A 25,125-nucleotide genomic window follows, 5' to 3' on the forward strand; every position below is an offset into this window, starting at 1 on the left:
ACCATATCGTTTCATCGTTTTCGATCCTGCGCCGCTCATTTGTAGATAAACCCAATGGAACCGTGGAATTGCGCGTCTGCCACCGGCGCTTCGCGGCGGCCATAAACCTTGTTGACACGGTTCATGAGGAACGCCTGACCATCATGTTCCGGACTGAAATTGTCATCCGGCCGGTTAAGCTCGTTGCGGGCGACGGGTCGTACCAGATAGGGGGTCGCGATAATGACAAGCTCGGTTTCTTCTCGCTGCACCGTCCTCTGGCGGAACAATGTACCCAGCAGCGGGATCTTGTTCACACCAGGCGTGCCGTTCGATGTCTGCGAAACGTTGTCCCTGATCAGGCCGGCAAGCGCGATCGAGCCGCCGGACGGAAGTTCGACGGATGTCTCGGCCGAACGGCGCTGAAAAGTCGGCCGCGTTCCCGAAGCGGAGGCCGCCGGCTCGGATACATTCGTCACGATTTCAAGGCTGATGCGCCCCGAGGACAGAACCACCGGCTTGAAGGCCAGGTTGATGCCGTAGTTGTAGGGAACCACGGTCACGTTGCCGTCGTTGTCTGTCGTCGAAAACAGAATCTGGCCGCCCGAATTGAAGGTTGCGGCCTGACCGGAAATGGCGGTCAGGGTCGGTTCCGCCAAGGTTCTAACCACCTTCGCCTGTTCCAGGGCGCTCAGATATGTCGATATGTCGTATTTGCCGATCGAGCTCTTGAAGAGAGCGGCAAGTCCGCCGCCGACCGTCGCAGTGGCGCTATCCGTCGCGGGTGTTCCGAGTTGCGCTACGGTCATACCCGAGGAATTCGATACGAGATTGTCGAAGCCGAGTTGTTTCAGGATTTCGCGGCGAACTTCGGCGATCGTCACCTTGAGCGTGACCTGGTCCTCGCCCTCAATCTGCAGCAGATTGACGACCTGCGATTCCTGGCGCGCCTCGGCGAAAATCGCGACATCGCCCTGCTGTGCGCTGCTGGCGGCCGTCTCGGTTCGCGTTGTCGCTTCGCCGCCGTTCAGAAATGCCTGGGCGAGGTCGGCCGCCTGCTTGGCATCCTGGGGCGTGCGGACGGTGCCGGTCAGCACGATGTTGTCGGACACGATCTCGACCTTGATATTGGAGTCGACGATGAAGCGCCTGAGGTTCGTCTCGAGACCGGAGACATCGCGTTCGATTTCGATGTCGAGGCTCACGACCTCCTGGCCATCGCTCCCGAAAATGAAGATGTTGGTTTGGCCGACCTTCTTGCCGAAGAGGTAGATGCGGCGCGAGGTGCGCGTTACGGCATCCGCCATCGACGGATCGGAGACGAGGATATCATGTGCTTCTTCGGGCAGGTCGACGACGAGTGCCTTGTTGAGACCGAGTTTCAGGCGGCGGTGGGCGCCGGGACCAGTCCGCGAGATCTGGATGACGCCTTCCGATTCCGCATGCGCAATCCGTGCGCCAACGAGTGGCGCGAAGGCAGGAGGCGTCAGCCCCGAAACGACGATCGCCAGTGTGAGGAAGCCTGCGAGGAAAGATTTGGTGCGCCGCATTGTGTTGACCATTAAATTCCCCTCATTCGGCCTTTGGCGCACTGCTGTCTGTGACGATCGAACCGGACTTGATGACCTGAACCAACGCGCTTCCATTGTCTCCGTTCAGGAGATAATCGGCGGCACTCGTATCCTGCTCCTGCGCGTCGGCTACGGAACGCAAGGCAAGCGACAGCTTGTCGGCCATCTGTTGCGCGACCGTCAGAACCTTGGTTTGATCAGGCGTCAGTTCCAGGGTCGCCGTGGTGCCTACGACAGCCTTGGAACCATCGTCTTTTTCTTGGATCTGCTGATCGATGGCGAGCACGCGGACGTTGCTCAGCACGGCCTCGGTCAGGAACTTGTCGCTTCCCTGCGCCCTGCGGACCATGATGACGTCGACGCGGTCGTTCGGAAGGATGAAGCCGCCGGCGCCGGTTGCGACCGAGATTTCCGTTGCGACGGCGCGCTTGCCGGCGGGCAGAAGCGCCGAGAGTATACGGCTGTTGGAATCGGCGATTTTTTCCGGCCGGATCGGCTCGCCTTCGAAGATCGGCAGGCGGACCACCGCGCCCTGCATATCCTTGACCGCATCCGGCTTGTCGGCTTCGGTGATAAAGCCCTGAACGACAGCGCCCCGCGGCCAGGGCATCCAATGAACCGCCTTGTCGTCAATGCGGGCGCCGACCGGTAGATTGGCGCTCGAGACCAGCACATTGACCGTCGGTTCCTTTTCGACGACCGATTGCACCTGCGTGACGACACCGCCCCGCCCGGCAAGCTTCATCGCCAGAAAACCGGCGAGCCCAGCGGCAACGACGGCCACTGAAAGTATCATCAAACGGGCGGGCTTCATTATTCAGTCCTCGGGAGACGGCATGTTCACCCCGAAGAATGCTCAGGAATTGGTGTAATTATAGTTAACGGAACACTTACATTTTAAGTTAACGGACGTTTAAACCGCCGTTACTTCAACGTTTCCAGCGCATTGATCAGCATCGGCGAGTACGGGAACGCCATGAAGCCGCCAATCGCGATTGCGATGCCATAAGGAATCTTCTTTGCGAGCAGGAGTGAATTCGGAATAGGCAGACCGATAGCAAGGATCATATTGGATTGCGAACGTATCATCAAAATGAACAGCGTAAGAAAACCGCCGATCACGCCGACGCAGCCAATAAAGAAGATCAAGCTTTGATCGAAGCCGAACCAGAGCGTAGCAGCGCTGAGAAGCTTCGCGTCCCCTCCGCCCATTGTATTTAAGGCAAAGAGCGCGAAACAGGCGCATAACACGACGAGACCTGCAGAAAGATGCATGCCGATCACCGGAACTGACATCCCGGAAAGCGGCGCCACGATCAGAAATGAAATGACGAGAATAAGCGGTACACGGTTCGGGATTGTCATGGTGAACAGGTCAGAGAATGCCGCGATCGCGAGACAGAGAGGGAAAACCACAAAAATTGCTGCTGCGGTCATCCGCGCCTCCTGTGCGAAATATGAAAAGGCTCACCGCTTCGAGCTGTGAGCCTGATTTCATCACTCATTGCCACCGGCAACCATCACGGGATGGCGACGTTGCCCTTTGCGGCAGCACCGTTCATGGTCGTCGCAAGGCTGTTGAACGTGGCATTGATCTTGGTGCCGAGGCTGGTGGCGCCGGCGATGAGCGCTACGGAAATCAGCGCTGCGATCAGGCCGTATTCAATTGCGGTCGCGCCGGATTCGTCCTTCAGAAAACGGCTAAAAAGCTTGGTCATGGTCACTCCTAACTCCAGTTGAGGTTCAGCACGTCCGCCAACTGTTGCCGTTGATCGGATGCCACAACCTAGCGAGGGGCTGTTTCAATCGGCTTAAGGAAGAGGGTTACCAGATCGTAAATGCTAAAGTAGAAACTTCCATGGTAAGTATTACGTTACTCGGATATATTCAAATTTATCTATATTGCGAATCCTATAAAACATCTATCTTCGGGATGCACCAAAACATTACATAGGCTGCGTCATTACAGATCACGATGCCCCGGGAGATCCTCCTTGCCTGACCCAATTTGGATAAACACGTCCCATCATCAGGCAGGGCCGGCAATTCTTAAAGCTTCATTCACCATTTTTTTCCATTCTATCTTGAGATTTCTGCCGGACTCTGATCCGGATCCAATAAAGAGAACGCTATGCCATCGAGCGGCAAGACTATCTCCTTTACCGCGGCAGCCATCCTCGTGCTTTGCGGGCTTCAGGCTCCCGTGCGCGCCGAGGAAGACGTGCTGCGCGTCTATATGGATCACGCGCGTGTTTTGAAGCTCGACCGGCCAGCCAGCAAAGTGATCATCGGCAATTCCAAGGTTGCCGACGCGACCGTTGCCGATCCAAAGACCATCGTGCTGACAGGCCGCAGTTTCGGGACGACCAACCTGGTGCTGCTCGATGTCGATGGCAATGCGATACTCGACGAGACCGTCCTCGTTTCCATCGACGAAGGCAACACGGTTCGCGTCTACCGGCAGACCGATCGCTCCGTCCTTTCCTGCACGCCGAACTGCGAACAACACACGCAGCAGAACAATGCGGCAGATGCCGGCGGCTGACGCAGGATCGTCGTCATCCTTAAATTGTTGACCCGGCCTGAAACGGAAAATCAACGAACACACTTTACCATCGCTGCATGAACGTTCCATCGGATGGCGCCGTCGCGGCCAATGATCACCAGGCAGATAGCATGCCGCCCGGCAGGCGGGGCGGATGGCGGGCTTTTGCGCGCTCGCGCGACGGATCGGCAGCGATAGAATTTGCGCTGCTTGCCATTCCCTATTTCATGGTGATCTTCGCAATCCTGGAGACCTTCATCGCCTTCGCCGCGGAAGAACTGGTCTCCAACGCCGTCGACACGATGAGCCGCAAGCTGCGGACCGGACAGATCACCAATGTCGTCGGGCAGACGACCTATAAGGACCGGACGGCATTCCGGCAGAACTTTTGCGACGAAGTCTCGATCCTGATCCAGTGCTCCGCCACCGAGATCGCCACGCCGAACAAACTTTGGCTCGATGTCCGCACATTCAGCAAATTCTCCGATATCCCCGCCACCATTCCGATGAATGCGACGGGCCTCGATACGACAGGGATGCAATATTCACCCGGCGGCTCAAGCTCGATCAACATGGTTCGCGCCTACTACCACTGGCAGGTCGTCACCGATCTTGTCCGGCCCTATATCACCCCATACCGCACCGCCGACGGATCGAGGCTGAACGATTACCTTATCGTCGCCACAGCCGCCTTCCAGAACGAGCAATACTGATGGCGGCGAGCAGAACCCTGATACGGTTGAAAGAGAAGCTCGTCCGGCTCGGGCGGGATCGCAGCGGCGTGGGCGCAATCGAATTCGCCATCCTCTTTCCCGTCCTGGTGATGCTCTATATCGGCGCCTTCGAGATCACGATCGGACTGAACGTCAGCAAACGCACCAGCCGCGCTGCCGGCTCGATCGCCGACCTGATCACGCAACAGCAGAATGTAACCAGGAGTTCGCTGAGCGATATCAGTTCTCTTGCCGGCGCGATTTTCGCGCCCTTCGATACGACCGGCATGCAGATCAAAGTGACCGGCATCACCATCGATGCCGGTGCCAATGCCAAGGTTCTATGGTCTTGGGCAAACGACGCGACGACGGCGCCCTACGCGGCAAATTCCACCGTTACGGGCGTTCCGACCGACATGCAGAAGGCAGATAGCTTTCTCGTGCGGGCCGATCTCAGCATCCCTTATAAGCTTTTCGCATTCGGCCCCGATTTTCTTCCAGGCGACATGCAGGAACTCACCATCCGCCGCACCTACTATTACCGCCAGCGGCAGGGCGACAACGTTGCCTGCGGCGATTGCTGATCGCGATCCGTTGAAATTTGCCAAGCCTGCGGCAGCATTATATGCCTGAGCGGAATTGCGGCTTTTTAGCCGCCCAGCTTGATGGTTTGCGATGGCACGTGCATTTCTCTTCGTTCTTGATTCCTTCGGCGTCGGCGGCGGGCCGGACGCGGCGCACTATGGCGACGAGGGTTCGGATACGCTTGGCCATATCGCGGAATTTTGCGCGGCCGGCGCTGCCGACAGGCAAGGCTTGCGGTCCGGCCCGCTTTCGCTTCCCAATTTGTCGGCCCTCGGCCTGATGCAGATTGCCAAGACCGCGACCGGGCGCGCTCCAGCCGGCATGCCGGTTCCAGATAAAGTCTACGGCATTCATGGCTGCGCCAATGAGATCTCCCGTGGCAAGGATACGCCGTCGGGCCATTGGGAGATCGCGGGAACGCCCGTGACATTCGATTGGGGTTATTTCCCCACGGAAGGCGAGGCTTTTCCGTCGCAATTTATCGAGGCGCTCTGCAACGCGGCGGAGGTTCCGGGCATTCTCGGCAATTGCCACGCCTCAGGCACGGAAATCATCGCCCGGCTCGGCGAGGAGCATATCCGCACCGGCAAGCCAATCTGCTATACCTCGTCCGACTCCGTCTTTCAGGTCGCGGCACATGAGACGCATTTCGGTCTCGACCGGCTGCTCGGCTTTTGCCGCATCGCCCGCGCACTCCTCGACAGCCACAACATAGGCCGGGTAATCGCCCGGCCCTTCATCGGCGAAACTTCCTCAACATTCGAGCGCACCGGCAATCGCCGCGATTTCTCGGTGCCGCCACCGGAGCCGACGCTGCTCGATCGTCTCGTCAAGGCGGAGCGCAAGGTTCATGCCATCGGCAAGATCGGCGATATCTTCGCGCATCAGGGTGTTTCAAGGGTCATCAAGGCGAACGGCAACGACGCATTGATGGACGCGTCGCTCGCTGCAATGGAAGAGGCCAAGGACGGCGACCTCGTCTTCACCAATTTTGTCGATTTCGACATGGTCTATGGCCACCGGCGCGATGTGCCTGGCTATGCCGCCGCACTCGAAGCCTTCGATGCGCGGCTGCCGGACGTGCACCGCAAGCTTGCACCCGGCGATCTCGTCATCCTTACGGCCGACCACGGCTGCGATCCAACCTGGCGCGGCACGGATCATACACGCGAGCGCGTGCCGATCATCGCTTACGGTCCGGGGCTGAAGTCGCGCAATATCGGCATTCGCAGCACATATGCCGATATCGGCGAGACGGTTGCCCGGCATCTCGGCATCGCCGCCGGGCAGCATGGGAGAAGCTTTCTGTGACATCGCATTTGAAGAAGGTCGAGCTGCACTGCCATCTGGAGGGTGCGGCACCTCCGGCGCTGACCGAAGCCCAGGCGCGAAAATACAATACCGACATCAGCGCTTATCTCCGCGAAGGAACATATGTCTGGCATGATTTTGCGAGCTTCCTCGAATGCTACGACAAGGTTTCCGAGGTCTACAAGACCGACGAGGACTATGCGCTGCTTACCGAGACCTATCTGCAGGAGCTTGCGGGGATCGGTACGATCTATAGCGAACTCATCGTTTCACCCGACCACGGCGAGCGTATCGGGCTTGGTGCAGATGCCTACATCGCCGGCATCTGCCAAGGCATTCGCCAGGCCAGGGCAAAGAGTGGCATCGAAGCGCGGCTGATCGTCACCGGCGAGCGGCATTTCGGGCCGGAGCGCGTGATCGCGGCTGCGAAATACGCGGCCAAGGCCAACAACCCGCTGATCACCGGCTTCAACTTGGCCGGCGAGGAGCGCATGGGGCGCGTTGCCGATTATGCCCGCGCCTTCGATATCGCCCGCGACGCCGGTCTTGGCCTCACCATTCATGCCGGCGAAGTCTGTGGTGCCTTCAGCGTTTCCGATGCGCTCGACGTCGTGCGTCCATCCCGCATCGGGCATGGCGTACGTGCGATCGAGGACGCAGACCTCGTCAGGCGGCTTGCCGATCTCGGCACCGTTCTCGAGGTTTGCCCTGGCTCCAATATTGCGCTGAACGTCTTTCCCGATTTCGCTTCGCATCCACTGCGCAAGTTCAAGGAAACCGGCGTTCGCGTGACGATCAGTTCAGACGATCCGCCCTTTTTTCATACTTCATTGCAGCGCGAGTATGAGCTCGCCGCCGATGCGTTCGGTTTCAGCGACAGCGAAATCAACGAGCTGACGCGGACCGGCATCGAAGCGGCTTTCGTCGATGAAGCAACCCGCATGGCGCTGCTCGCCCGCCTTTGAACCGCCCGGGGCTTGAAGATCATGCCGTGAAAATCGCCTCCACTCTTGCAGTTGAGGCGCTTTCCATGAAAGAAACGTCCGATAAGAACAATTAAAGGAAGGCCAGGCCATGGAAGGCGTCATCGTCATCGATCACCCGCTTGTGCAGCACAAACTCACCATCATGCGGCGCAAGGAGACATCGACGGGCAGTTTCCGCCGGCTGCTCCGCGAGATCTCGACGCTGCTCTGCTACGAGGTGACGCGCGATCTCGAACTGACGATGGAAACCATCGAAACGCCGCTGCAGACGATGGAATCGCCGATCCTGGAGGGCAAGAAACTCGTCTTCGCCTCGATTCTGCGCGCTGGCAATGGGCTGCTCGAAGGCATGCTCGATCTCGTGCCTTCTGCCCGCGTTTCCCATATCGGTGTCTATCGCGATCACGAAACGCTGCAGCCTGTGGAATATTACTTCAAGGCGCCGGAGGACGTGGCAGAGCGTCTCATCATCGTCGTCGACCCGATGCTAGCGACCGGCAATTCCTCGATTGCCGCGATCGACAAGCTGAAGGAACGTGGCGCACACAATATCCGCTTCCTCTGCCTGCTCGCGGCTCCCGAAGGCATCAAGAATTTCCGTTCGGCGCATCCGGATGTGCCGGTCTTTACGGCAGCGATCGACAGCCATCTGAACGAAAAGGGCTATATCATGCCCGGACTTGGCGATGCAGGCGACCGCATGTACGGTACAAAGTAACTTCAGCTTTCCTTTACCAAATCCAAAGATATCGAAGGCCCGGAGCAATAATCCGGGCCTTTTTAACTTCGCCATTAGCGACTTATCAGCAATTGCGGCGTAGCGATCTTGAAGACTCAAGCCCCGCATGAGGCGTGGTTTATACAGGCAGGATTTCTGTTCATGCTCATGCGTATCGTCATTTTCGCGAGCATTATCGCCGCACTCGCCACACAAGTCCCCTCCTTCTTCGAAGACAACGGCGGCCAGCCGGCTACCGAGACCGCTTCGGTCAACATCGTCTCAACCGCGACCGACCAGCCTACGACACCCGCGCCGGTTCCCGGTAACGGCCGCATGCGCCTTCAGGCCAATGCGCAGGGGCACTATACAGGCGACTTCAAGATCAACGGCAGATCCGTGAAGGGCCTGATCGATACGGGCGCGACCTATGTGGCGCTCAACGAAAGCCTTGCCCGCCGTCTCGGCTACAGTGCCAATCAGCTCGATTTCCGGCACGCCGTGAACACAGCCAACGGCCAGACCAAGGCCGCACATGTCACGCTCGATCGCATGGAGATCGGCGGCATCCGCGTGCAAGGCGTGGAAGCCTTCGTGCTCAAGGACGATGCACTTTCGACGACTCTGGTCGGCATGAGTTTCCTGAAGAAACTCGAGTCTTATTCCGTTGCCGACGGCTCACTGAATCTGAAGCAATAATCAAATGCGGCCGGAAATGACCGGCGGCAGCGAAGGCGCGTTGCCGCAGATGCGGTAGCTCGACGCGATCGAGGCTGCTGCCTTTTGTGCCGCCGCCTCGCTTGCAGCATGCACGATCGCGAGCGTATCGCCCTTCTCGACACGCGTGCCGAGCGGCAGCAGAGCGGCAAAGCCGACCCGATGGTCGATCGTGTCTGCCGGACGGCGGCGCCCGCCGCCGAGATCGATAACGGCCATGCCGATCTCGCGCGCATTGCAAGCTGAAAGCCATCCGCTCTCACTTACGAGAACCGGCCTTTCGATCGGCGCTTTCACCAGATATTTTGCGGGCTTTTCGACAAAATCCACCGGGCCGCCCAGCATATGCACCATGCGGGCAAAAACCTCCGCCGCCTTGCCAGACGTCAGCGCCTCGCGGGCTTTCACTTCGCCATTTTTCAGAGACTGGCAAATACCGGAGCTCACCAGCATCTCGGCTGCGAAGGCCACAACGACGGCCTCGAGCCGGGTTCCAGCTTTTCTGCCGGCCAGGAAATCCAGGCAGTTCCATATCTCCACGGCGTTGCCCGCTGCGTCCGCCAGCGGCTGGTTCATATCGGTGATCAACGCGGAGGTCTTGATCCCTGCCCCATTTGCCACATCCACCAGAGATTGCGCCAAAAGCTTTGCCTGATCGTGATCTGCCATAAAGGCGCCGTTGCCGGTTTTCACGTCGAGCACCAAGGTCTGAAGCCCGGCGGCGAGTTTCTTGGAGAGAATGGAAGCGGTGATCAGCGGAATGGAATCGACCGTCGCCGTGACATCACGCACGGCGTATAGTTTGCCGTCGGCAGGCGCAAACGAGCCCGTCTGTCCAATGATGGCGCAGCCGGCTTCGTTGACGACGTTGCGGAAAAGAGCAGCATCCGGCTTGATTTGATAGCCGGGAATGGATTCCAACTTGTCAAGCGTTCCGCCGGTGTGGCCGAGGCCGCGGCCCGAGATCATCGGTACCGCAAGCCCGCAAGCAGCCGCAATCGGCGCCAGCATCAGCGAAACGTTATCGCCGACACCGCCGGTCGAATGCTTGTCGGCGATCGGATGATCGATCCCGGGCCACGTCAGCATGTCGCCGGAGCCCGCCATGGCGAGCGTCAGCGCGACGGTCTCCCCGCGCGACATGCCCTTGAACCAGACGGCCATCGCAAAGGCACCGATCTGCCCCTCTGATAACTCACCGGCGGAAAGGGCCGCGACGAACGACCGAATCTCATCCGTGGAAAGGACACCGCCATCCCGCTTTTGTCGGATGATCTCCTGCGGGATCATGCTCAATAGCTCGAGGCCTTGGCGGGCGCTGACTGGACGCCGCTGAGGACAGCGAGAATGTCATCGAGCAGGCCGGAGGCCCCAAAACGGAAGGTCGACGGCATCGGCCAATCCGGCGTCATGATCGTTTCGGCAAGGCTGAGATAAAGGGCGGCATCGGCGACCGAGCCAATGCCACCGGCCGGCTTGAAACCTACCTTGCGGCCGCTGTGGCGGATCGCGCGGATCATGATATCCGCAGCTTCGAGCGTCGCGTTCACGGCGACCTTGCCGGTGGATGTCTTGATGAAGTCCGCGCCCGCATCGATTGCAAGTTCGGACGCACGGCCAATGAGGCCGGGGTCCTTGATCTCGCCCGTCTCCAGGATGACTTTCAACAATACGCCACCGGTACATTCCGCGCGCACCGCCGTCACCATGTCGATTACGGCCTTTTCGTTACCGTCGCGGAATTTGCGGTAGGGAATGACCAGATCTATCTCATCCGCACCGTCCGCAATTGCCTCCCGAGTTTCAGCGGCGACATCGGCCACTTCCATTTCGCCGGACGGGAAGTTGACGACCGTTGCGATGCGGACCGGATGACCTTTGCCGAGAACCGTGCGGGCATGTGCCACGAAGCGTGGCCAGATGCAGATCGCGGCACTATTCCCGTAGGGCGTCTGCGCGCGGGCGCAAAGCGTATCGATCTGCTCTTGCGTGCAATCGTCCTTGAGATTGGTGAGATCAAGCAGCGACAGCGCGACAGCTGCCGTCTCCTTCTGCGAGTGATTATTCATTATCGCTTCCTCCACCCGCAATCATTTCCTTCAAGATTGCGGCGAGACGCGCGCCGCCGACGGGCGCCATGTCTTTTGTTTCTTCGTGGCTGAGTTCGGAACCCGTCATGCCAGCTCCATAATTGGTGATTACCGAAGCTGCGGCAACCCTCAAACCCAGCATTCGAGCGATGATGACCTCCGGTACGGTCGACATGCCGACGGCATCCGCACCGAGGAACCGCGCCATGCGGATTTCCGCAGGCGTTTCGAAGCTTGGTCCCGAAAACCACATATAGACGCCGTGAAAGAGCTTGATGCCAAGCTTCTCGGCCGCCTTGCGCATGGACACGGAAAGGTCGCCATCATAGGCGCTCGTCATGCCGACGAAGCGGCGGTCGCTTTCCTCGCCGATCAGCGGATTAATGCCGGAATAATTGATGTGGTCGGTGATCTGCATCACCGAGCCCGGCGCCATCTCCTCAAGCAGCGAGCCTGCGGAATTGGTTAAGAACAGCGATTGCACTCCAAGGCCTTTCAGCACCTCGATCGGCAGCCGCATGGCGTTGGCATCGCCTTGTTCGTAATAATGGACGCGGCCCGACAGCATGATGACAGGCACGCCGCCGAGACGACCGGTAACGACCTCGCCCGCATGCCCGGAGACGGCGCTGACAGGAAAGCCCGGCAGATCCCGATAGGGAATTCGCACCGCATCCGTCAGTTCGCTTACCAGCGAGCCAAGGCCGGAGCCGAGCACGATGCCGTGACGCGGCACGAGCCCACCGAGTTTGCCGACGAGCAGATCGATGGCGGCGCTCATCCGAGTTCGGCCACGAAGCTGAAGGGAAGAAGCTCTTCCATCGTCATGGTCTTCTTCACGCCCATCTCATCGCAAAGATAAATCTTCGTATCCTTCGACGCAAATTCAGAAATCTTCTGCCGGCAGCCGCCGCAAGGCGGGCAAAGCGGCAGCTTCTCGGCAATGACCGCCATTTCGACGATTTTCATCGCTCCGCCCATGATCATGGCGCTGATGGCCGTCGGCTCGGCACACCAACCCTGCGGGAAGGAGAGGTTTTCGATATTGGCGCCAGTATAAATCTTGCCGTCCTCGGCGCGGATCGCCGCACCGACCGGGAATTTGGAATAGGGCGCGTGGGCAAAGGCCATGGCTCCGCGGGCGGCTTCGAAAAGGTCGTGTGACAAGTTTCAACGCTCCTTCGTATAGGGGACGCCACCAGCCTTCGGCGGAGTTGCAACGCCGATGAATCCAGCAAGCAAGATGCAGGTGAGAATATACGGCAAAGCCTGGAATATCTGAACCGGTACTGCGCCGATCAGCGGCACCTGCTTACCCTGCATGAAGTTCGCCAGCGCATCGAGGAAGCCGAAGAGCAGGCAGGCGAACATCACCGGCACCGGTTTCCATTTCGCGAAGACCAGGGCGGCAAGGGCGATATAACCCTTGCCCGCCGACATATCCTTGATGAAGGCCGCCGACTGCGCGATCGCCAGATAGGTGCCCGAGAAGCCGCACAGAATGCCGGCGCACATGACGGCACGATAGCGCAGCCAACTGACCGAGATACCGGCTGTATCGACTGCTCCGGGATTTTCGCCGACTGCGCGAAGGCGCAGCCCGAAGCGCGTCCTGTAGAGGATCCACCAGGAAAGCGGAACTGCCAGGAATGCGAGGTAGGTCAGGATGTTGTTGCCGGAGATCACGTTCGAATAGAGCGGACCGATCACCGGAACCTCCCGCATCGCGTCTGCGCCCGGAAGCGTAATTGGCGAGAACCGGCTTGCCGGGGAGAGCTGCGGCGTGCGGCCGCCCTGACCGAACCAGGCCTGGCCAAGCACAATGGTGATCCCGGCGATGAAGAAGTTGATGGCAACGCCCGAGATAATCTGATTGCCCCGATTGGTGATCGATGCAAAGCCATGCACCAAACTCAGCGCGACAGAGCAGAGGATGCCCGCGACAAGGCCGAGCCAAGCCGAGTCGGTGATGTATGCAACGCAGGCGGCGGCAAAGGCCGCGCCCAGCATCTTGCCTTCGAGACCGATGTCGAAGATGCCGGCGCGTTCGGAAAAGAGGCCAGCAAGGGCGGTAAAGATCAGCGGGATCGAGAGTCGGATCGTCGAACTCAGAACGTTGATAAGGATGTCGTAGTAATCCATCGTCCGCCCCTCACTTGGCCTTGAACTGTTGGTAGACGCGGACGAGCGCCGGGCGGAACATATATTCGAGCGCGCCTGCAAAGAGAATGACCAGGCCCTGAATCACGAGGATCATTTCGCGGGTAATGTTCGGCATCTCGAAGGAGACCCAGTCGCCGCCCTGATAGAGGATGCCGAAAAGGATCGCCGCGAAGATGATCCCGACGGGATGATTGCGTCCCATCAGCGAGACGGCAATACCGACGAAACCGGCGCCGCCGACGAACTCGACCTGCAGGCGGGCGGAAGAGCCCATGACCGGGTTCAGCGCCATCATGCCGGCCAGCGCGCCAGAGAGCAGCATAGCGATCATGACCGTGCGGGCATAGGGAATGCCTGCATAGGAGGCGGCAGTGGGGCTGGCGCCGAGCGTGCGCATCTCAAATCCAAGCTTCGTTCGCCAGATGAGCAGCCAGACGAAGTAGGCAGCGACAAGGGCGATGATGAAGGAGACATTGAACGGCGCGGCCCCGAGCTTCGCACCGAAGAGGTTCATCACCCATCCGAGCTTCGGCAACTGGCCGCCTTCGAGGAAAGTGCGCGTTTCCGGCGCCATCTTGCCGGGGACGATCAGCACGTGGACCAGCAGGTAAACCATCAGCGCCGCGCCGATGTAATTGAACATGATGGTCGTGATGACGATGTGGCTGCCGCGTTTTGCCTGGAGGAAGGCTGGAATGGATGCCCAGGCGGCGCCGAAAAGGCCGGCACCGACGACGGCAACCGGCATGGTGACATACCAGGGCACGAAGCGGTCGAGCGCCAGCGCAACCAGTGCACAACCAAGTCCGCCGAGATAGGCCTGACCTTCCGAGCCGATGTTGAAGAGACCGGTATGGATCGCAACCGCGACCGAAAGGCCAGTGAAAATGAAGCTTGTGGCGTAATACAGTGTGAACCCAATGCCTTCGCCGCTGCCGAGCGCGCCCTCGATCAGCAAAGAAAGAGCACCAAGCGGACTTTCGCCGATCAGCCAGACGACAACGCCGGAGATCAGGAAGGCAACGATCAGGTTCAAAACCGGGATGAGACCGTAGGTGATCCAATTTGGAAGAGAAACAGAAGCAGTGCTCATTAAGGCCTCACGCGGCAATGCCGGCCATCATCAGGCCGAGGGTCTGTTCACCGGCATCGGGCGTCTTCTCGCCGACGACATGGCCGGCAAACATGACAAGGATACGGTCTGAAAGGGCGCGGATTTCATCGAGTTCGACGGAGACGAGCAGGATCGCCTTGCCCGCGTCGCGCATCTCGATGATGCGGCGGTGGATGAATTCGATGGCGCCGATATCGACGCCGCGTGTCGGCTGGCCAATAATGAGCACGGCAGGGTCGCGCTCGATTTCGCGGGAAACCACGATCTTCTGCTGGTTGCCGCCCGAGAAATTGGCGGTCTTCAGCCGCGGGTTCGGCGGGCGGATGTCGTATTTCTCGATCTTCTCCATGGCATCCTTGCGGATCGCATCGAGATCGAGCAGCGGGCCTCTGCTGTAGGCAGGCTTGCGGTGATAGCCGAGAACCGAGTTCTCGTATTCCTCGAACTTCAGCACGAGTCCCATATGGTGGCGGTCTTCGGGAATATGGGCTAGGCCCAGCTCGCGCAGTCGCGCCGCGTCGGCCTTGTCGATCGGCTGGCCATCAAGGAAAATCTCGCCGGAATGCGGCTTGCGGATGCCCGCGATCGCCTCCAGCAGCTCCGACTGGCCGTTGCCCGCCACGCCTGCAATACCGACGATTTCGCCAGCCCGGACATCGAAGGAGACGTTGTCGACCATCGTCACGCCGCGATTGTCCTTGACTGTCAGGTTGCGGACCGACAGCAGTACATCGCCGGGCGTCGCCTCGCCCTTCTGGACACGCAAAAGAACACGGCGGCCAACCATGAGTTCGGCGAGCTCTTCGACAGTTGTTTCCGCGGTCTTACGGGTCGCGACCATTTCGCCGCGGCGCATCACCGAGACGGTGTCGGTGATGGCCATGATTTCGCGCAGCTTATGCGTGATGAGGATGACGGTCTTGCCCTGGTCACGCAACACCTTGAGGATGCGGAACAGGTGGTCGGCTTCAGCCGGTGTCAGGACGCCGGTCGGCTCGTCGAGGATCAGGATTTCGGCGCCGCGATACATGGCTTTGAGGATTTCGACGCGCTGCTGCAGGCCGACCGGGAGCTGCTCGATCAGCGCATCCGGATTGACCTCGAGCCCGTATTCCTTCTCCAGCCGTTTCAATTCGGCGCGAGCAGACGCAACGCCCTTTGCCAGCAGTGCGCCGCCTTCGGCGCCGAGCATGACGTTTTCCAGGACCGTAAAATTATCGACCAGCATGAAGTGCTGGTGAACCATGCCGATACCGGTTGCGATCGCCGCCTGGCTGTCGCGGATGGTCACCGGCGTGCCGTTGACGCGGATCTCCCCGGCATCGGCGTGATAAAAACCGTAGATGATCGACATCAACGTCGATTTACCGGCACCGTTTTCCCCGATGATGCCGTGGATCGTGCCCTTGGCGACGGTAAGGTTGATGTCCTTGTTTGCGTGAACGGCACCGAATTTCTTATCGATGCCCACAAGTTCAATAGCGGGCGTGTCTGTCACTGCAGGCTCCAAATACGAAAAGGGCGTATGGCGGAAAAATCTGGCCGCCATACGCCCATCTCAGTCGCGGATCACTTCGGGCAAGAGTTGTCCGTCGTGTAATCGTGAACCTTGATGGTTCCTGCGATGATGTCAGCCTTTGCCTTGTCGACGGCGGCCTGCATTTCCGGCGTGATCAGCGGCTTGTTGTTATCGTCGATCGCAGCGCCGACGCCGTCTTCCTTGACGCCGAGAGCCTGCACGCCACCGGTGAACTTGTCGTTCTTCGTATCGGTGTAGGCGTTGTAGACGGCGAGATCGACGCGCTTGACCATCGAGGTCAGCACGGAGCCCGGATGCAGATGGTTCTGGTTGGAATCGACGCCGATCGAAAACTTCTTGTTGTCGGCAGCCGTCTGCAGAACGCCGAGGCCAGTCGCGCCTGCAGCGGCGTATATGACGTCGGCGCCCTGGTCGATCTGGTTTTTGGTGAGCTCGCCGCCACGAACCGGGTCGTTCCAGGCAGCACCGGTTGTGCCGGTCATGTTCTGAAAGACTTCGATGTCCGCCTTGACGGAACGGGCGCCCTGCTCATAGCCGCATTCGAACTTGCGGATCAAAGGAATATCCATGCCGCCGACGAACCCGACCTTACCGGTCTTGGAAGCCATGCCGGCGAGAACGCCGACGAGGAACGAACCTTCTTCTTCCTTATAGACGACCGAGCGGACATTTGGCTTGTCGACGATTGAATCAACGATGATGAACTTGGTGTCCGGGAATTCTGCAGCGACCTTTTCGATTGCCGAGGTCCATGCGAAGGACACGGCTACCACCGGGTTGAAACCGCGGCTTGCGAAGTTGCGGATCGCCTGCTCACCCTGTGTGTCGCCGGTCGGCTCGAAGTCGCGATAGGCTATGCCGGTTTCAGCCTTGAACTTCTCAGCGCCATTATAGGCTGCTTCGTTGAAGGACTTGTCGAACTTTCCGCCAGTGCCGTAAACCAGAGCCGGCTTGACGTCGGCAGCGAGCGCCGTCGTGGACATCGCGGCCACGGCCAGGAAAGAAAGAAGGGTTTTTTTCATAGTGCAGCCCTATTGTTGCTATTTGTCTGGGTCCTCCCGCAAGCCTTTGGCAGGCATGTCTGCGGAACCACCGGCCTCCCCCCGGAGGCCTGGCTGCGCGCATCCTTGCATGGCTCAAGGAAAAATTCACGAGAAATTTTTCGGCTGGTAAAAATTCCGCGTAGATGCTGAAAATCAGTCCAGATGGGCTGCTTTTTGCGCAAAATGCGCTGCTGGAATGCGATTTTTCGAACCAATCGGGCAGCTCACGCCGGTTCCGTCAAGACCGTAACAACCATCCGGCTTTTCCGCCAGATCCTGCTGGTAATAGTTCTCGGCATAGTAGAATTCACCTACCGGAGCGATCTCCGTGGTGATCGTCGACGTCAGCGCCTCTGGAACGTGTCGCGCACGCGCTCTGCCGTGGCTAGCTGTTGCGGCGTTGCCGTGGATGTGGGGTCTCAAAGCTGATACGCCAGGGTCGCGCGTTTTGTTACGCGGTAAAGCGGCCCGCCACCGGCGGCTTCTTGTAGCCGATCATCCAAAGCAGCAGCGCGATCACCAGAAAGACGGCAAAAGCGGGCTGCAGCATCAGCCATTGGAATACGAAGGCATAGAAGCGCGGGTGCACATAGTAGGAAACGGACGACTGGAGTGCCAAAAGCGACGAAGGGCTCAAATCCTGCCAGGCATCGCCCATGGGTGTTACCACGACTGCCGACGCCGCAACGGATTGAATTGAATCGATCGTTCCTGCCATCACGGCTACAGCAAGCGCGACAAGGCTAGCCAAACGCAACAAGAAACGCATCAATACCTCCGACGCCCTACCGCCGGATTTTCCGGTCAGCCGCGCCATTCTCCACCCTAGCCAATAAATAATTATCTCACGGCCAAAGCGCAATGGACAGCGCGCGCGGAGTTTTATCGGAAGAAGTCAAAAAACTGTTAGATTTAGGTTGATCAGCGAAAATTCATCGGTATATATCGCGCCGTTCCGACGATTTGCTCCTCTCCGGGTGCGAAACGCAAATGGACAGGTGGCCGAGTGGTTTAAGGCGCACGCCTGGAACGCGTGTGTACGTGAAAGCGTACCGAGGGTTCGAATCCCTCTCTGTCCGCCATTTCTTAATAAAATCAAAGACTTCCTACCGTATGAAGCGCCTTAAGGCGAATCCTCTTCCTCCCAGCCGAAGACGCTTCTGCCGCCCCAGTCGGGTGAGTTTCGGAATTCGCCGGCGACGATCTCCTTGAGGTCTGGGCCAGTGACATATCGCTCGAGCTGGCGGGACTGGTCGTCGAGGCGTTTCAGCGCCTGCAGTTCCTCCTCGCGGCCGAGCCTGCCCTTCTGCACGGCCGACTTCATCACCTTGATCGTCTCATCATAGACCTTCAGCGGGACGGGAAAGGGATGCCGGTCCTTGCCGCCGTGGGCAAGCGAAAAACGCGCGGGATCGGCAAAGCGGCAGGGCGCACCATGAACCACTTCGGCAACCATCGCCAGCGCCTGTACCGTTCGGGCTCCGACGCCGGGCACGAGCAGAAGCTGCTCAAAATCTTCCGGTCCGCGGTCGGCGGCGGCTGCAAGATTGCCATGCAGGCGCTTCATGTTGACGTCCTTTTCGCGGACGTCGTGATGGGCGGGCATGATGAGATGCGGCAGAAGCGGCTGGTCGGGCTGCGGCGCGGGCTTTGCGATATCGAATGCCAAAGCTGCCGCTTCGCGCAAAATACGATCCGGACCGAGCGTTGCTAGAAGATCAAGCTGCCCGGTGCGCGAACGCTCGGCACGCCTGTCGGCCAGATTGATGATATTGCCCTGGCTGCGGCCCTCTATTGCCGTGTGCGGCGAATTGACGAAGCTCTCGAGACCTTCCGAGAGCCAGTGATAGCGCCGGGCCTGACGCTTGTCACCATTCATGCCTTGCTGCACCACGACCCATTTGCCGTCATCCGTGACGATGAAGCCATGGAGATAGAGATCAAAGCCATCCTGAACGGCGGCGCTATCGACTTTCGCCACCAGCCTGCTCGCAGTCGCGAGCGCCCCGCCGTCGAAACCAACACGGTCACCGATCGCAACTAGTTCGCCCGGCGTCTTGCGCGAATGCGATCCGCGGCCACCGCAGACATGCAGGCCAAGCTCGCTTGAAAGCGGAGTAAGCCCGCGCTTGAGGGCGCCAAGCACGCTGGTGGTTATGCCTGACGAATGCCAATCCATGCCCATCACGGCCCCGAAAGACTGGAACCAAAAGGGATGCGCGAGGCGCCGGAGCAGTTCATCCCGGCCATAATGGTGCACGACTGTTTCGGTGATCACGGCGCCGAGCTTCGTCATCCGCTCGCCGAGCCACTTCGGAACTCTGCCGCCATGCAATGGAAGATCCGCGCTGCCTGCTCGTTGTGCCATGCTGCGACTATAGCGCGGCCGACGACGTGAAGGAATGTTTTCCTTGGAGACGCTTCGGCAAATAAAAAACGCCGGTTGCGAGGCAACCGGCGCCCTTGGGAGGAAAGCCTGAGGCTTAGGCAGCAGCCGAAGCGAAGCCGGAAGTCGGAACTTCCGAAATCGTCTTCAGGACCTGCGAAGCGATCTGGTAAGGGCAGCCCTGCGAGTTCGGGCGGCGATCTTCCAGATAGCCCTTGTAGTCGTTCTTGACGAAGGAGTGCGGAACGCGGATCGACGCGCCGCGGTCGGCAACGCCATAGCTGAACTTGTTCCACGGGGCCGTTTCGTGCTTGCCAGTCAGGCGCAGGTGGTTGTCCGGGCCGTAAACGTCGATGTGAGCCTGCAGGTTCTTGTCAAACTGCGCCATGAGCGCTTCGAAGTAGGCCTTGCCGCCGACTTCACGCATAAACTTGGTCGAGAAGTTGCAATGCATGCCCGAGCCGTTCCAGTCCGTGTCGCCGAGCGGCTTGCAGTGGAACTCGATGTCGATGCCGTACTTTTCGCAGAGGCGGAGAAGCAGGTAGCGAGCCATCCAGATCTGGTCGGCGGCGCGCTTAGAGCCCTTGCCGAAGATCTGGAATTCCCACTGGCCCTTGGCCACTTCGGCATTGATGCCTTCGTGGTTGATGCCAGCAGCCAGGCAGAGGTCGAGATGCTCTTCAACGATTTCGCGAGCAACGCTGCCGACGTTCTTGTAGCCGACACCGGTGTAGTACGGACCCTGCGGAGCCGGGTAACCCTGCTCCGGGAAGCCGAGCGGACGGCCATTCTCGTAGAAGAAGTATTCCTGCTCAAAGCCGAACCAGGCGTCTTCATCATCAAGGATGGTTGCGCGGCTGTTCGACGGATGCGGCGTGACGCCATCGGGCATCATGACTTCGCACATGACGAGAGCGCCGTTGCTACGGGCCGGGTCCGGGTAGACGGCAACAGGCTTCAGCACGCAATCGGAGCTGCGGCCTTCGGCCTGCATCGTGGAGGAACCATCAAAGCCCCAGAGCGGAAGCTGCTCAAGAGCAGGAAACGCGTCAAATTCCTTAATCTGCGTTTTGCCGCGCAGGTTCGGCGTCGGTGTGTAACCGTCGAGCCAGATGTACTCGAGCTTATACTTTGTCATTGGCCAGTCTCTCAAACGTAAGGGTGTGAGCAATTTCCGAAGCGACCGCTAAGCGCGTGCTTGATCACCACCGGATGCCAGATACCAAGCACGTGGCGTGCCAGTTTCGAGTAGACATAAAGGACTGCCATGAGACGGCGGCGGGAATCAACTTCAGACAATCGTCAACTTTCAACGAAAGCGAGGGTTTAGGGCCATGGAACTCATCGGCGCGCGGGACGTTTTTTTGATCTACACCCAACGCCTCAAAAAGATGCAGGCATTGCGGGGCATTTTATTCGATTTATCAAATGCTTATGAATCCCACAGTTATTGGCGCTTTTTTAGGCGATTTGCGCAAATGATGTGCACTCTGTTACTATAAATATCCGGGTAACCGGTGTGCGAAGATAATGGAAGGCAATTTGATGCCAGCAAATGTCCATCGCGAAACCGCGAAGATCTATCAGTTCCCAGTAAAATTCCGCAGGTCGGACGAACGCTTTGGTGCCCGCCAGCCGCTCGACATCGATCCCGATGTCTGCGACGCCGCCTTCGATACCTGGTACCACGAAGACGCCATCCGCGAAGCTGAAGAAAAGCGAAAACCGCAAGCCTGAATATCTGACCGACGCGGCGGGGGAACAAGCGGCCGCGCGGTCAGTTTGTCTTTCATGGCAAGGAACGGCACCATCCGTATCGGCATATCCGGCTGGACCTATGCGCCGTGGCGCGGGGTATTTTATCCTGAGGGCCTGCCGCAGAAGCGCGAATTGCATTTTGCCGCGCGCAGTTTTGCCTCCGTTGAAATCAACGGCACGTTTTACGGATTGCAAAAGCCTGACGCCTTCGCGCGCTGGCGGGAGGCGACACCCGACGGCTTTGTCTTCGCCGTTAAAGGTTCACGCTACATCACGCATCTGAAGCGGCTTCGCGACGTCGAGACGCCGCTTGCCAATTTCATGGCGTCCGGCCTCCTGCGGCTGGGGCCAAAGCTCGGCCCCATTCTTTGGCAGTTTCCGCCGACCATGAAATTCGACGCAGAACTTTTCGCGCGATTTCTGGCAATGCTGCCGAAAGATACGGATGACGCGGCAAAACTTGCAAAGCGGCATGATGACCGGCTGAACGGCCGTGACTGGCTGGAAAGCGATGTGCAGCAGCCGCTTCGTCACGCGCTGGAAATTCGCCACGACAGTTTTTGCGCCAAGGAATTCATCGAACTGCTGCGAAAACATCACGTGGGGCTCGTCTGCGCCGATACGGTCGAATGGCCGCTTCTGATGGATGTCACTGCCGACTTCGTCTATTGCCGCCTTCATGGATCCGAGGAGCTTTATGTCAGCGGATACGACGATGCGGCGCTCGATGCATGGGCCAAACGTATCGCGGCATGGGCGCGCGGACACGAGCCGGAAGATGCCAATCGCGTACTGCCGCCGCTCAAGACGTCAGCCAAAGGCCGTGACGTCTTCGTCTATTTCGACAACGACGTGAAGGTTTGCGCGCCGACAGATGCACGCTCGCTTGCCGAGAGGCTTGGCGTTGCCACGCCATTTGAGGAAGCGGCCATGTCAACAAAACCACGCAGAAAAAGCCGGCGGAGCGAAAAGGAGGAGGCGAGGCCGCACTGGCCCTCCCCGTAACCTTCATCAGACGAGAACCGTCTGCTCAGTGCGGTCCTCCGCGCCGAAGAACTTGAGGTAACGCTCGACCTCTTTCGGGTCTCCGGTTGCCTTATGAGGATTGTCGGAGAGCTTGACCGCGGGGCGGCCGTTTGCCTCGCTGACCTTGCAGACGATCGAGATTGGGTTGAGGCCGGAAATTTCGGTCGGCGCGCAGCCCGCAAAATCGTTGGTCAGGTTGGTGCCCCAGCCGAAGCTCATGCGAACACGGCCCTCGAAGTGCTTGTAGGTATCGATGATCGCGTCAACATCGAGTCCATCCGAGAAAATCAAAAGCTTCTGGCGCGGATCGCGGCCCATTTTCTTCCACCAATCGATGATCTTCTCGCCGCCCTCGATCGGCGGCGCACTGTCCGGGCGGAAGCCGGTCCAATCAGCGACCCACTCGGGCGCGTCACGCAGGAAGGCCGCGGTGCCGAAGGCATCCGGCAGGACGATCAGCAGGTTGCCGCCGTAGAGCCTGTTCCAATCCCGCAGGATCTTGTAGGGCGCGTTGCGCAACTCCTCGTCGGTGTCGGCAAGTGCGGCGGCTACCATCGGCAGCTCGTGGGCGTTCGTTCCTACCGCTTCCAAATCGGAATCCATAGCGAGCAATACATTGCTTGTGCCGGTGAAAGCAGGGCCGATACCTTCCTTCAGTGCCTCAACGCACCAGCGTTGCCACAGAAAGCTGTGGCGGCGGCGTGTGCCGAAATCGGAGATACGCAGGCCAGGCAATTCGCGCAGCCGCTCTACCTTTGCCCACATCTTGGCTTTGGCACGTGCATAAAGCACATCAAGCGTGAAGGGTCCGAGCGCCTTCATCGCCGAACGCGAGCGCATCTCGTTGATAATCGCAAGCGCCGGGATTTCCCACATCGTCGTCTCTTTCCACGAGCCATGGAAATCGAGCACGTACTGGCCGTCCTTCTTCGACAGCTCGTATTCCGGCAGCTGGAAATGAGATAGCCAGGCGAGGAACTCCGGCTCGAAAATCTGCGCACGGCCATAAAAACTGTTACCGGCGAGCCAGATCATCTCCTTCTTGGAGAGCCGCAGCGTGCGGGCATGATCGAGCTGAGCGCGCAGTTCCCCCTCGTCGATCTCCTCGGCGAGACGGACGCGCTTGGTGCGGTTGATGAGCGTGAATGTGGTGCTGACATCCGGATAAAGCTTCCAGATCATTTGCAGCATCAGAAGCTTGTAGAAGTCCGTATCGATGAGGCTACGGACGATGGGATCAAGCTTCCAGGCGTGATTGTAAACGCGCCTTGCAATATCTGTCTTGGCCATGCTCCATCCCGTCCCAATCCGGTCGGGTGCCGCAAAAGGCCAGCACACGACGACCGGCTCGTGCGCCTTCTTATCGAAAAATCAGCGGGTAATGTCCAGCGCAAATAAAAGCCCCGCCGCAGCCAGGCGGCAGGGCCTCTTTCAATGATCGCCTTGGACTGAAGCCTATTGCGCCGGCTGAGACGGCGCTGGTGTGGCAGGCGTCACGGGCTCAGCGTTCGGTGCCGGCTGCGTATTCGGCGTCTCCGTGGGAACCGCACCGCCATTCTGCGTGGTTGGCGGCGCAGCCGGTGCCGGCGACTGGGACTGCATTTCCTGACCGGGCTGCTGTGGCGCTACTTCATCGGCTTCGCGGTTGCCCCAGATCTCGACCGGTATCCAAACGACGAATGCAAGAATGAGCGCAACGACCAGAACCATCAGGATGCGGGCACCGGTGCGGCCCTGCTTTGCCTTCACCGCAGAGATCTGCTCTTCGGCATGCCGCTTTCCATCGGCGTTTTCCCAGCCCTTTTCCATCTGACGAGCCATCTTCGTCTCCCTTCGATGTCTCGCGGGCCGTATGCCGGCCCGCCTCAGAACTGTCGGTAGGAGCAACGGCTATGCGGCGGCATGGTTCCACCCCGCCTTAGTAGCCTGCCTTCCGGTCCACCACGAACTCCAGCGACTGACCGCGCTCGTAGCGGGCGATCTGTGCCTCGACATGGCGGAAGAGCGCATTCTCTTCGGAGATTGCGGCATCATGCGGGGTTATGAAGACACACTCCAAACCCCAGAGCGGATCGTCCGCCGGGAGCGGCTCGACCTCGAAGACGTCGAGCGAGGCGCCGCCGAGCACACCGCTTTCAATCGCCGCAACGATGTCGCGTTGCACCTGGCTCCTGCCGCGGCCGGCATTGATGAAGACCGGCTTTCCGAGTGCACCGCCCCGACGGAGCTTCGCAAACAGCCGCGCATTATAAAGGCCCGTGGTTTCCGGCGTTAGCGGCAGCAGGCCGACGAGGAAATCGGTCTTCGACAGGAAGGTATCGAGTTCGCTTGCATCGAAGGTTTCGATCCCCTCAAGCCGTTTGCGGCTTCGCGACCAGCCAATGACGTTGAAGCCCATGACCTTCAGCTTGCGAACGGCATCCTGCCCCAATACCCCAAGTCCCATAACGCCAACGGTGATTTCCGCAGCCTCCGGCGGCGCCATCTGGCTCCAGATCCGATCGCGCTGATGCCGGTCATGTTCGCGCTGCTGGCGCAGGTGCATCAGGCACTGCAGCACCACCCATTCGCTCATGCGAACCGTCAGGCTGCTGTCGACGAAGCGAACGATCGGCACGTCCGGCAACCCCGAAAGGTTCATGAAGCTATCGACGCCGGCACCGCCCGAGAAGATGACCTTCAAGTTCGGTGCGCGTTCGAACAGGTCGGTATCCGGCTTCCATAGCAACGCATAGTCGATCGCGCTCAAATCGCGGCTTTTGGCCGCCGGATCGGCAAGATTGATGCTGCCTCGATCCGGAAAGGCGGTTTTCAGAATACGGGCGATGCCTTCGGGGTTGAACTTCAAATCGATGAGAACAGGAGGTCTTGCGGGCATGA

The 25,125-nt window shown here is 59.3% G+C and carries 27 protein-coding genes, 1 tRNA gene and 1 pseudogene; 10 read left to right on the top strand and 19 right to left on the bottom strand.

Translation table 11 applies throughout. The annotated features are described in order from the left end of the window. Positions 1 to 35 precede the first annotated feature (35 nt). From ACZ9DP_RS34585 to ACZ9DP_RS34600, 4 genes are all read right to left on the bottom strand, one after another. Positions 36 to 1,541, bottom strand: coding sequence for a type II and III secretion system protein family protein (locus ACZ9DP_RS34585; RefSeq protein WP_476205073.1), 1,506 nt, complete (start codon positions 1,539 to 1,541; stop codon positions 36 to 38). Between the two features lie 10 nt (positions 1,542 to 1,551). Then, the gene (gene cpaB, locus ACZ9DP_RS34590; protein WP_476205074.1) at positions 1,552 to 2,364 is read right to left on the bottom strand and encodes a Flp pilus assembly protein CpaB; all 813 of its coding nucleotides are present in this window, start codon (positions 2,362 to 2,364) and stop codon (positions 1,552 to 1,554) included. Between the two features lie 110 nt (positions 2,365 to 2,474). After that, complete coding sequence (locus ACZ9DP_RS34595; protein WP_476205075.1) at positions 2,475 to 2,987, bottom strand: A24 family peptidase; 513 nt, start codon at positions 2,985 to 2,987, stop codon at positions 2,475 to 2,477. A gap of 83 nt (positions 2,988 to 3,070) precedes the next feature. Then, positions 3,071 to 3,268 (bottom strand): Flp family type IVb pilin, encoded by a 198-nt coding sequence (locus ACZ9DP_RS34600; RefSeq protein WP_283070301.1) that lies wholly within the window; start codon positions 3,266 to 3,268, stop codon positions 3,071 to 3,073. A 413-nt stretch (positions 3,269 to 3,681) separates the two neighbouring features. On the opposite strand from ACZ9DP_RS34600, the gene ACZ9DP_RS34605 reads away from it, so the two are divergent. From ACZ9DP_RS34605 to ACZ9DP_RS34635, 7 genes are all read left to right on the top strand, one after another. Beyond that, on the top strand, positions 3,682 to 4,095 hold the full coding sequence (locus tag ACZ9DP_RS34605; protein WP_194728655.1) for a pilus assembly protein N-terminal domain-containing protein: 414 nt from the start codon (positions 3,682 to 3,684) through the stop codon (positions 4,093 to 4,095). A gap of 77 nt (positions 4,096 to 4,172) precedes the next feature. Next, on the top strand, positions 4,173 to 4,808 hold the full coding sequence (locus tag ACZ9DP_RS34610; protein WP_372414955.1) for a TadE/TadG family type IV pilus assembly protein: 636 nt from the start codon (positions 4,173 to 4,175) through the stop codon (positions 4,806 to 4,808). After that, positions 4,808 to 5,392 (top strand): TadE/TadG family type IV pilus assembly protein, encoded by a 585-nt coding sequence (locus tag ACZ9DP_RS34615; protein ID WP_283070299.1) that lies wholly within the window; start codon positions 4,808 to 4,810, stop codon positions 5,390 to 5,392. Before ACZ9DP_RS34610 ends, ACZ9DP_RS34615 begins: the two co-directional genes overlap by 1 nt. Before the next feature lie 91 nt (positions 5,393 to 5,483). Continuing rightward, positions 5,484 to 6,704, top strand: coding sequence for a phosphopentomutase (locus ACZ9DP_RS34620; RefSeq protein ID WP_074066271.1), 1,221 nt, complete (start codon positions 5,484 to 5,486; stop codon positions 6,702 to 6,704). After that, a complete protein-coding gene (locus ACZ9DP_RS34625; protein WP_476205076.1) occupies positions 6,701 to 7,669 on the top strand; it encodes an adenosine deaminase in 969 nt (322 codons plus the stop codon). Before ACZ9DP_RS34620 ends, ACZ9DP_RS34625 begins: the two co-directional genes overlap by 4 nt. A 109-nt stretch (positions 7,670 to 7,778) precedes the next feature. Next, positions 7,779 to 8,408 (top strand): uracil phosphoribosyltransferase, encoded by a 630-nt coding sequence (gene upp, locus ACZ9DP_RS34630; protein ID WP_022713305.1) that lies wholly within the window; start codon positions 7,779 to 7,781, stop codon positions 8,406 to 8,408. A gap of 162 nt (positions 8,409 to 8,570) precedes the next feature. Beyond that, a complete protein-coding gene (locus tag ACZ9DP_RS34635) occupies positions 8,571 to 9,107 on the top strand; it encodes a TIGR02281 family clan AA aspartic protease (RefSeq protein WP_476205077.1) in 537 nt (178 codons plus the stop codon). Here the strand turns inward: ACZ9DP_RS34635 and deoA are convergent, their stop codons facing one another. The 10 genes and pseudogenes from deoA to ACZ9DP_RS34685 all read right to left on the bottom strand — a co-directional run bounded on the left by deoA (position 9,108) and on the right by ACZ9DP_RS34685 (position 17,844). Continuing rightward, positions 9,108 to 10,415 carry a thymidine phosphorylase gene (deoA, locus tag ACZ9DP_RS34640; RefSeq protein WP_476205078.1) on the bottom strand — a complete coding sequence of 436 codons (1,308 nt, stop codon included), beginning with the start codon at positions 10,413 to 10,415 and terminating at the stop codon, positions 9,108 to 9,110. Between the two features lie 2 nt (positions 10,416 to 10,417). Next, the gene (deoC, locus tag ACZ9DP_RS34645) at positions 10,418 to 11,194 is read right to left on the bottom strand and encodes a deoxyribose-phosphate aldolase (RefSeq protein WP_074066267.1); all 777 of its coding nucleotides are present in this window, start codon (positions 11,192 to 11,194) and stop codon (positions 10,418 to 10,420) included. After that, positions 11,187 to 11,996, bottom strand: a complete 810-nt coding sequence (locus tag ACZ9DP_RS34650) for a purine-nucleoside phosphorylase (RefSeq protein WP_476205079.1) — start codon at positions 11,994 to 11,996, stop codon at positions 11,187 to 11,189. The genes deoC and ACZ9DP_RS34650 overlap by 8 nt, the downstream gene beginning before the upstream one ends. After that, a complete protein-coding gene (locus ACZ9DP_RS34655; RefSeq protein ID WP_476205080.1) occupies positions 11,993 to 12,382 on the bottom strand; it encodes a cytidine deaminase in 390 nt (129 codons plus the stop codon). Before ACZ9DP_RS34655 ends, ACZ9DP_RS34650 begins: the two co-directional genes overlap by 4 nt. A 3-nt stretch (positions 12,383 to 12,385) precedes the next feature. Continuing rightward, complete coding sequence (locus ACZ9DP_RS34660) at positions 12,386 to 13,357, bottom strand: ABC transporter permease (protein ID WP_476205081.1); 972 nt, start codon at positions 13,355 to 13,357, stop codon at positions 12,386 to 12,388. Positions 13,358 to 13,367: 10 nt separating this feature from the next. Next, positions 13,368 to 14,471: an ABC transporter permease gene (locus ACZ9DP_RS34665; protein ID WP_476205082.1), complete on the bottom strand. Its 1,104-nt coding sequence runs from the start codon at positions 14,469 to 14,471 to the stop codon at positions 13,368 to 13,370. Positions 14,472 to 14,478: 7 nt separating this feature from the next. Next, positions 14,479 to 15,990, bottom strand: a complete 1,512-nt coding sequence (locus ACZ9DP_RS34670) for an ABC transporter ATP-binding protein (RefSeq protein WP_074070113.1) — start codon at positions 15,988 to 15,990, stop codon at positions 14,479 to 14,481. Positions 15,991 to 16,061: 71 nt separating this feature from the next. Further along, the gene (locus tag ACZ9DP_RS34675) at positions 16,062 to 17,054 is read right to left on the bottom strand and encodes a BMP family lipoprotein (protein ID WP_476205084.1); all 993 of its coding nucleotides are present in this window, start codon (positions 17,052 to 17,054) and stop codon (positions 16,062 to 16,064) included. A gap of 174 nt (positions 17,055 to 17,228) precedes the next feature. After that, positions 17,229 to 17,411: pseudogene (locus ACZ9DP_RS34680) on the bottom strand (hypothetical protein); the annotation flags it as partial. Positions 17,412 to 17,526: 115 nt separating this feature from the next. Further along, a complete protein-coding gene (locus tag ACZ9DP_RS34685; RefSeq protein ID WP_239596118.1) occupies positions 17,527 to 17,844 on the bottom strand; it encodes a hypothetical protein in 318 nt (105 codons plus the stop codon). A gap of 223 nt (positions 17,845 to 18,067) precedes the next feature. On the opposite strand from ACZ9DP_RS34685, the gene ACZ9DP_RS34690 reads away from it, so the two are divergent. Beyond that, a tRNA-Ser gene (locus ACZ9DP_RS34690) sits at positions 18,068 to 18,157 on the top strand. Positions 18,158 to 18,198: 41 nt separating this feature from the next. On the opposite strand, the gene ACZ9DP_RS34695 is transcribed toward ACZ9DP_RS34690, so the two are convergent. Together ACZ9DP_RS34695 and ACZ9DP_RS34700 are read right to left on the bottom strand one after the other, a co-directional pair. Beyond that, positions 18,199 to 19,443: a DUF763 domain-containing protein gene (locus ACZ9DP_RS34695; RefSeq protein ID WP_476205085.1), complete on the bottom strand. Its 1,245-nt coding sequence runs from the start codon at positions 19,441 to 19,443 to the stop codon at positions 18,199 to 18,201. A 115-nt stretch (positions 19,444 to 19,558) separates the two neighbouring features. Then, on the bottom strand, positions 19,559 to 20,599 hold the full coding sequence (locus ACZ9DP_RS34700; RefSeq protein WP_074066260.1) for a glutamine synthetase beta-grasp domain-containing protein: 1,041 nt from the start codon (positions 20,597 to 20,599) through the stop codon (positions 19,559 to 19,561). Between the two features lie 407 nt (positions 20,600 to 21,006). On the opposite strand from ACZ9DP_RS34700, the gene ACZ9DP_RS34705 reads away from it, so the two are divergent. Next, complete coding sequence (locus tag ACZ9DP_RS34705; RefSeq protein ID WP_039846570.1) at positions 21,007 to 21,198, top strand: DUF2735 domain-containing protein; 192 nt, start codon at positions 21,007 to 21,009, stop codon at positions 21,196 to 21,198. A gap of 54 nt (positions 21,199 to 21,252) precedes the next feature. Then, positions 21,253 to 22,224 (top strand): DUF72 domain-containing protein, encoded by a 972-nt coding sequence (locus tag ACZ9DP_RS34710; protein ID WP_476205087.1) that lies wholly within the window; start codon positions 21,253 to 21,255, stop codon positions 22,222 to 22,224. Positions 22,225 to 22,230: 6 nt separating this feature from the next. On the opposite strand, the gene pncB is transcribed toward ACZ9DP_RS34710, so the two are convergent. The 3 genes from pncB to ACZ9DP_RS34725 all read right to left on the bottom strand — a co-directional run bounded on the left by pncB (position 22,231) and on the right by ACZ9DP_RS34725 (position 25,123). Continuing rightward, positions 22,231 to 23,535, bottom strand: a complete 1,305-nt coding sequence (gene pncB / locus ACZ9DP_RS34715) for a nicotinate phosphoribosyltransferase (protein WP_074066257.1) — start codon at positions 23,533 to 23,535, stop codon at positions 22,231 to 22,233. Between the two features lie 165 nt (positions 23,536 to 23,700). Next, complete coding sequence (locus tag ACZ9DP_RS34720; RefSeq protein WP_194728646.1) at positions 23,701 to 24,066, bottom strand: flagellar basal body-associated FliL family protein; 366 nt, start codon at positions 24,064 to 24,066, stop codon at positions 23,701 to 23,703. A 97-nt stretch (positions 24,067 to 24,163) separates the two neighbouring features. Continuing rightward, positions 24,164 to 25,123 (bottom strand): 2-hydroxyacid dehydrogenase, encoded by a 960-nt coding sequence (locus tag ACZ9DP_RS34725; protein WP_194728645.1) that lies wholly within the window; start codon positions 25,121 to 25,123, stop codon positions 24,164 to 24,166. Between the last annotated feature and the right edge of the window lie 2 nt (positions 25,124 to 25,125).

The organism is Rhizobium sp. USDA 4016, assembly GCF_056279705.1.

Excerpts from the sequence above, each read along its gene's own strand:
- ACZ9DP_RS34585 (WP_476205073.1), bottom strand. The coding sequence starts at position 1,541 with ATGGTCAACACAATGCGGCGCACCAAATCTTTCCTCGCAGGCTTCCTC.
- cpaB (WP_476205074.1), bottom strand. The coding sequence starts at position 2,364 with ATGAAGCCCGCCCGTTTGATGATACTTTCAGTGGCCGTCGTTGCCGCT.
- ACZ9DP_RS34595 (WP_476205075.1), bottom strand. The coding sequence starts at position 2,987 with ATGACCGCAGCAGCAATTTTTGTGGTTTTCCCTCTCTGTCTCGCGATC.
- ACZ9DP_RS34600 (WP_283070301.1), bottom strand. The coding sequence starts at position 3,268 with ATGACCAAGCTTTTTAGCCGTTTTCTGAAGGACGAATCCGGCGCGACC.
- ACZ9DP_RS34605 (WP_194728655.1), top strand. The coding sequence starts at position 3,682 with ATGCCATCGAGCGGCAAGACTATCTCCTTTACCGCGGCAGCCATCCTC.
- ACZ9DP_RS34610 (WP_372414955.1), top strand. The coding sequence starts at position 4,173 with ATGAACGTTCCATCGGATGGCGCCGTCGCGGCCAATGATCACCAGGCA.
- ACZ9DP_RS34615 (WP_283070299.1), top strand. The coding sequence starts at position 4,808 with ATGGCGGCGAGCAGAACCCTGATACGGTTGAAAGAGAAGCTCGTCCGG.
- ACZ9DP_RS34620 (WP_074066271.1), top strand. The coding sequence starts at position 5,484 with ATGGCACGTGCATTTCTCTTCGTTCTTGATTCCTTCGGCGTCGGCGGC.
- upp (WP_022713305.1), top strand. The coding sequence starts at position 7,779 with ATGGAAGGCGTCATCGTCATCGATCACCCGCTTGTGCAGCACAAACTC.
- ACZ9DP_RS34635 (WP_476205077.1), top strand. The coding sequence starts at position 8,571 with ATGCTCATGCGTATCGTCATTTTCGCGAGCATTATCGCCGCACTCGCC.
- deoA (WP_476205078.1), bottom strand. The coding sequence starts at position 10,415 with ATGATCCCGCAGGAGATCATCCGACAAAAGCGGGATGGCGGTGTCCTT.
- deoC (WP_074066267.1), bottom strand. The coding sequence starts at position 11,194 with ATGAATAATCACTCGCAGAAGGAGACGGCAGCTGTCGCGCTGTCGCTG.
- ACZ9DP_RS34650 (WP_476205079.1), bottom strand. The coding sequence starts at position 11,996 with ATGAGCGCCGCCATCGATCTGCTCGTCGGCAAACTCGGTGGGCTCGTG.
- ACZ9DP_RS34660 (WP_476205081.1), bottom strand. The coding sequence starts at position 13,357 with ATGGATTACTACGACATCCTTATCAACGTTCTGAGTTCGACGATCCGA.
- ACZ9DP_RS34665 (WP_476205082.1), bottom strand. The coding sequence starts at position 14,471 with ATGAGCACTGCTTCTGTTTCTCTTCCAAATTGGATCACCTACGGTCTC.
- ACZ9DP_RS34675 (WP_476205084.1), bottom strand. The coding sequence starts at position 17,054 with ATGAAAAAAACCCTTCTTTCTTTCCTGGCCGTGGCCGCGATGTCCACG.
- ACZ9DP_RS34685 (WP_239596118.1), bottom strand. The coding sequence starts at position 17,844 with ATGCGTTTCTTGTTGCGTTTGGCTAGCCTTGTCGCGCTTGCTGTAGCC.
- ACZ9DP_RS34695 (WP_476205085.1), bottom strand. The coding sequence starts at position 19,443 with ATGGCACAACGAGCAGGCAGCGCGGATCTTCCATTGCATGGCGGCAGA.
- ACZ9DP_RS34700 (WP_074066260.1), bottom strand. The coding sequence starts at position 20,599 with ATGACAAAGTATAAGCTCGAGTACATCTGGCTCGACGGTTACACACCG.
- ACZ9DP_RS34705 (WP_039846570.1), top strand. The coding sequence starts at position 21,007 with ATGCCAGCAAATGTCCATCGCGAAACCGCGAAGATCTATCAGTTCCCA.
- ACZ9DP_RS34710 (WP_476205087.1), top strand. The coding sequence starts at position 21,253 with ATGGCAAGGAACGGCACCATCCGTATCGGCATATCCGGCTGGACCTAT.
- pncB (WP_074066257.1), bottom strand. The coding sequence starts at position 23,535 with ATGGCCAAGACAGATATTGCAAGGCGCGTTTACAATCACGCCTGGAAG.
- ACZ9DP_RS34720 (WP_194728646.1), bottom strand. The coding sequence starts at position 24,066 with ATGGCTCGTCAGATGGAAAAGGGCTGGGAAAACGCCGATGGAAAGCGG.
- ACZ9DP_RS34725 (WP_194728645.1), bottom strand. The coding sequence starts at position 25,123 with ATGCCCGCAAGACCTCCTGTTCTCATCGATTTGAAGTTCAACCCCGAA.